This window comes from Mesorhizobium sp. M7A.T.Ca.US.000.02.2.1, assembly GCF_003996995.1.
GTDB lineage: Bacteria > Pseudomonadota > Alphaproteobacteria > Rhizobiales > Rhizobiaceae > Mesorhizobium.
Window position 1 is genome coordinate 1 of the sequence record NZ_RZTT01000479.1, and the last position, 4,217, is coordinate 4,217.

General features: G+C 62.3%; 4 protein-coding genes. 1 reads left to right on the forward strand and 3 read right to left on the reverse strand.

Going from position 1 to position 4,217, the window contains the following annotated elements; translation table 11 throughout:
* Nucleotides 1-849, forward strand: an 849-nt coding sequence (locus EOD15_RS29780; protein WP_148129701.1) for a histone deacetylase family protein, incomplete at its 5' end; no start/stop codon positions are given.
* 15 nt (nt 850-864) lie between these two features.
* Here the strand turns inward: EOD15_RS29780 and EOD15_RS29785 are convergent.
* The 3 genes from EOD15_RS29785 to EOD15_RS29795 all read right to left on the reverse strand — a co-directional run bounded on the left by EOD15_RS29785 (nt 865) and on the right by EOD15_RS29795 (nt 3,823).
* Entirely contained in the window at nt 865-2,130 is a 1,266-nt protein-coding gene (locus tag EOD15_RS29785) for a cysteine desulfurase-like protein (RefSeq protein WP_127321611.1), read from the reverse strand.
* 54 nt (nt 2,131-2,184) lie between these two features.
* Nucleotides 2,185-3,252: an aldo/keto reductase gene (locus tag EOD15_RS29790; protein ID WP_127321612.1), complete on the reverse strand. Its 1,068-nt coding sequence runs from the start codon at nt 3,250-3,252 to the stop codon at nt 2,185-2,187.
* 115 nt (nt 3,253-3,367) lie between these two features.
* Nucleotides 3,368-3,823, reverse strand: coding sequence for a hypothetical protein (locus EOD15_RS29795; protein WP_127321613.1), 456 nt, complete (start codon nt 3,821-3,823; stop codon nt 3,368-3,370).
* Nucleotides 3,824-4,217: the final 394 nt, after the last annotated feature.

Here is a 4,217-nt window from a genome sequence, read left to right on the forward strand (position 1 = left end):
GTGCATACGCCCGAATATCTGGATTTCCTCGAGCATATCTACGCGCGCTGGCAGCGCATCGAGGGCGCTTCGGCCGAAGTGATCCCCAACATCCATCCGATCGCGCGCAACGGCTCCTACCCGGCCTCGGCAGTCGGCCAGGCCGGCTACCACATGGCCGATACTGCTTGCCCGATCTCGGGCGAGACTTGGCAAAGCGCGCTGTGGAGCGCCTGGAGCGCGGTCGATGCGGCCGAGGCGGTGATGTCAGGCGCGCCGGCCGCCTACGCGCTGTGCCGCCCGCCCGGCCACCATGCCTTTGCCGATGTCGCCGGCGGCTTCTGTTTCATCAACAACTCGGCCGTCGCGGCGCAGGTTCTGCGTAAGCAGGCCGCACGGGTGGCGATCCTCGATGTCGACCTGCATCACGGCAACGGCACGCAAGGCATCTTCTACGCACGGCCGGATGTGCTGACCGTCTCGCTGCATGCCGATCCCGTGCGCTTCTATCCGTTCTTCTGGGGCCATGCCGACGAGCGCGGCGAAGGGCCAGGCCTCGGCTACAATTTCAACCTGCCGCTGCCGCGCAAATCCGCCGATGCGGCGTTTCTCGAAGCGCTGGCGGTGGCGTTACAGCGTATCCGCGCTTTTTCGCCCGACGCGCTGGTCGTGGCGCTCGGCCTCGACGCGTTCGAGGGCGATCCGTTCGGTGGACTTTCGATGACGACGCCGGGTTTCTCGCGCATCAGCGAGGCTATCGCAAAGCTCGATCTACCGACGGTCATCGTCCAGGAAGGCGGCTATCTCTGCGACGAACTCGGCGACAATCTCACCGCGTTCCTCACCGGCTTCGGCGGCAAGGCGCGGTGAATGCTCAAGCCAGCGTCAGGAGCGCTGCTGCCTGAGCATGGCGATGACCCGATGCACGCTCTCCAGCGTCTCGTCGATTTCGGCTGTAGTGTTGTAGTGGGCGATGCCGATGCGCACGACGCCATGCTCGGCCGGAATGCCGAGCTGATGGACGATCTCCCAGGCGTAGTTGTGGCCGGACCACAGGAAGATGTTTTCAGCGTTCATCTGCCGTACGATCGTCTCCGGCAGGATGCCGTCGACCGTAAAGGACACAGTCGGCACGCGATCACCAACCCGCTTCGGATCGGTGATGCCGTGGATGGTCAGGCCATCGATATCGGACAGGCCATCGATCAGCTGCTGCGCCAGCGGGTTTTCATAGGCGATCGAAACCGCAAACGCCTTGGCAATCTTCTGCCTTCTTGAACCGCCCTCGCCTGCCGCCGCGCCAAGGTCGGCGAAGTAGTCAACCGCCGCCGTTAGGCCGGCCAGCAGTTCGATCTGCGGCGTGCCGAGTTCGAACCGCTCCGGCAGGCCGTTGGACGAGCAGCGGCATTTGTAGGGTTTCAGGTCGTCGATAACATCACGCCGACCCCACAATATGCCCATATGGGGGCCGAAGAATTTGTAGGCCGAGCAGATCAGGAAATCGCAGCCGAGCTCCTGCACGTCGATCAGGCCGTGCGGCGCGAACTGGACCGCATCGACATAGACAAGGGCCCCGGCATTCCTGGCGATGGCGGTCAGCGGCTTCACCCGGTTGATCGAGCCGGTCAAATTGCTGGCGTAGTTCAACGCGACCAGCCGTGTCTTCTCCGAAAACAGACCGGCCAGCGTCGCCTCTTCGACCTGCCAGCTCTTTTCATCGAACGGCAGCCAGCGCACGACGAGCCCGAGATCCTCGGCAAGTTGCAGCCAGGGCGAAACATTGCCCTCATGATCCATGCGGGTGAGGATAATCTCGTCGCCGCGCTGCATCGTGCGGCCGAGCGTGCGCGACATGTGATAGGTCAGCGTCGTCATGTTGGCGCCGATGATGATTTCCTCGGGGCTTGCGGCGCCAAGGAAATCGGCCATGGCCTGGTGCGCGTCGTCGACGACGGCCTGCGCGGCGACCGTCGTTTCGAAAAAGCCGCCAAGGTTGGCGTTGGTAGTCAAGAGACAACGCGACACCGCGTCCGCCACTGCCTGTGGCACCTGCGTGCCGGCAGGGTTGTCGAGATAGATTCGGCGGCGGCCCCTGTCGGACAGTGAGAGAGCGGGAAATTTTCCCCGGATAGCCTCGATCGGAAAATTCATTGTTGCCCTGCTCCCATTGTAATCATTGGATATTCGGCTTGCGGCCAATCCCGTTCAAGGACAGGGATTGCCGACCCGCTGGTGGATCGCATCGACCGCCTTCTGCATCTCTTCGGTCCAGACGATTTCGACAGAAGACAGCGCCATGTCGAGCTGCGAAAGCGTCGTTGCGCCGACGATGTTGGAGGTTACGAACGGCCGGCTCGAGACATAGGCATTGGCAAACAGTGCCGGCTCCAGGCCAAAGGAGCGCGCCAGCTCATTGTATTCAAGCTGTGCTTCAGCGGCACCTGGCGTCTCGTAGCGCTGGCCGCGATTGAACAGTTGCGAGCGGGACCCCTGCGGTCGCGCGCCATGGTCGTATTTGCCGGTGAGATAGCCCTGGGCCAGCGGCGAATAGGGCAGCAGCGACACTTGCTCGCGCTCGCAGACCTCGGCGAGGTTCACCTCGAAAGTGCGGTTGACGAGATTGTAGGCGTTCTGGATCGACGCGACGCGCGGGCCGATGCCCTTGTCGGCTTCGGCAAGGAACCGCATCACGCCCCAGGAACTCTCGTTCGACAGCCCGAAATGGCGGATCTTTCCAGCCTTCATCAGGTCGTCGAAGACGGCAAGCGTCTCGGCGATCGGTGTTTCGTCGGCCGGTGCGCCGACGGAATCGGCGCGCGGCGACACGGCGCCGACGCGCGTCGGGTTGGCGCCCCAGGGGATATCCCGCTCCGGCCAGTGGATCTGATAGAGGTCGATATAGTCGGTGCCGAGCTTGGCCAGCGACTTGTCGATGGCGTCAAAGATGTCGGCGCGCACCAGTTGCGACGGCCTGTCGCCGCGAAACCAGCTGTTGGCCGTGCGGCCGACGACCTTCGAGGCCAGGATCACCTTGTCGCGGTTGCCCTTGGCTTTCATCCAGCTGCCGATGATCTTTTCGGTCCGTCCCTGCGTCTCCGCCTTGGGCGGGATCGGATAGAGCTCGGCGGTGTCGATGAAATTGACGCCGCGGGAGAAGGCCAGGTCCATCTGTGCATAGCCTTCGGCCTCGGTGTTCTGCTGGCCCCAGGTCATGGAGCCCAGGCAGATCTGGGTCACAAGAAGATCGGTCCGACCGAGACGGCGTTTGTGCATGAAATTCGGCTCCGGAGGAAGGCTGGCGCGACTGCGCGGAGGAAGCCGCATCTATAGGCAAAGCAGAGCCGCTCTCCAAGCCTCGCCAGACCGACTTTTGCGTGAACCAGCCGGGTTAGCGGCGAGCACCGGCTAGTGCACGGCGCTTGGCCTCGTCGATCAGCATGTTGGCCACTTGCATGCGGATCATGGCGCGCTGGCGCAAATGCGGGGCGACACGGTCGGGATGGTTGGCAAAGGCAAAGCGGCGGCGCATGCGGCTGAAGTCGGCGATTTGCTTGGGCTGATCGAGGCCAAGTTCGACGGCGATGGCTTCGGGATCGATCGGCGGCAGCTTTTCCTCGGGCTTTGGCTCTTCGCCGGCGAGAGCCAGCTTGGCATGATCGAGCAAGGCGGCGAATTCCGTCGCCAGATCCGCGCCCGCCTCGCGATATTCGGCAGCGGAAACCTTGATGCGGCCGGAATGGAGTTCATCGGCCACCGAAAGATAGTCAAACGGGATGGATGGACGAGCGCCGGCCTCTTCGCCCTCGCCATTCTTGTCGGGGGCGATGAAGAGGTCGTCGAGCAACGAAGCGAAATCCCGCTTGGCGCCAGTAGCGATGTCAGCCTCCCCCTCGCCCGACCATTCGGGTATCGAAGCATAGAACCGGCTCGTTAAAAATGCATGGCACCGATCTTAACGAATTTAGCCTTCGCCTCGTCTACCGCTTGACCCACCGCAATCCCAAAAACAAAAGCCGGACTGCATTTTCACGCAGTCCGGAATTCGCCAGGAGTGGCGAGGAAAAACCGGCCATGTAGCCAGCATTCGAGGCTACGATACGCACCGGCCAAAAGTTTCGCCCGTTAGAGAAAATGTCGAAAAATTCGCCAAGACATGGCAGGTATGCAAATGCTGCACTGCACAATTGTCACGATTCACCTATATTGGCGGCTGTGGAGGACCAATTTGGGGCTTGAAT

Coding starts and splice junctions, on each gene's coding strand:
- EOD15_RS29785 (WP_127321611.1), bottom strand. CDS start 2,130: ATGAATTTTCCGATCGAGGCTATCCGGGGAAAATTTCCCGCTCTCTCA.
- EOD15_RS29790 (WP_127321612.1), bottom strand. CDS start 3,252: ATGCACAAACGCCGTCTCGGTCGGACCGATCTTCTTGTGACCCAGATC.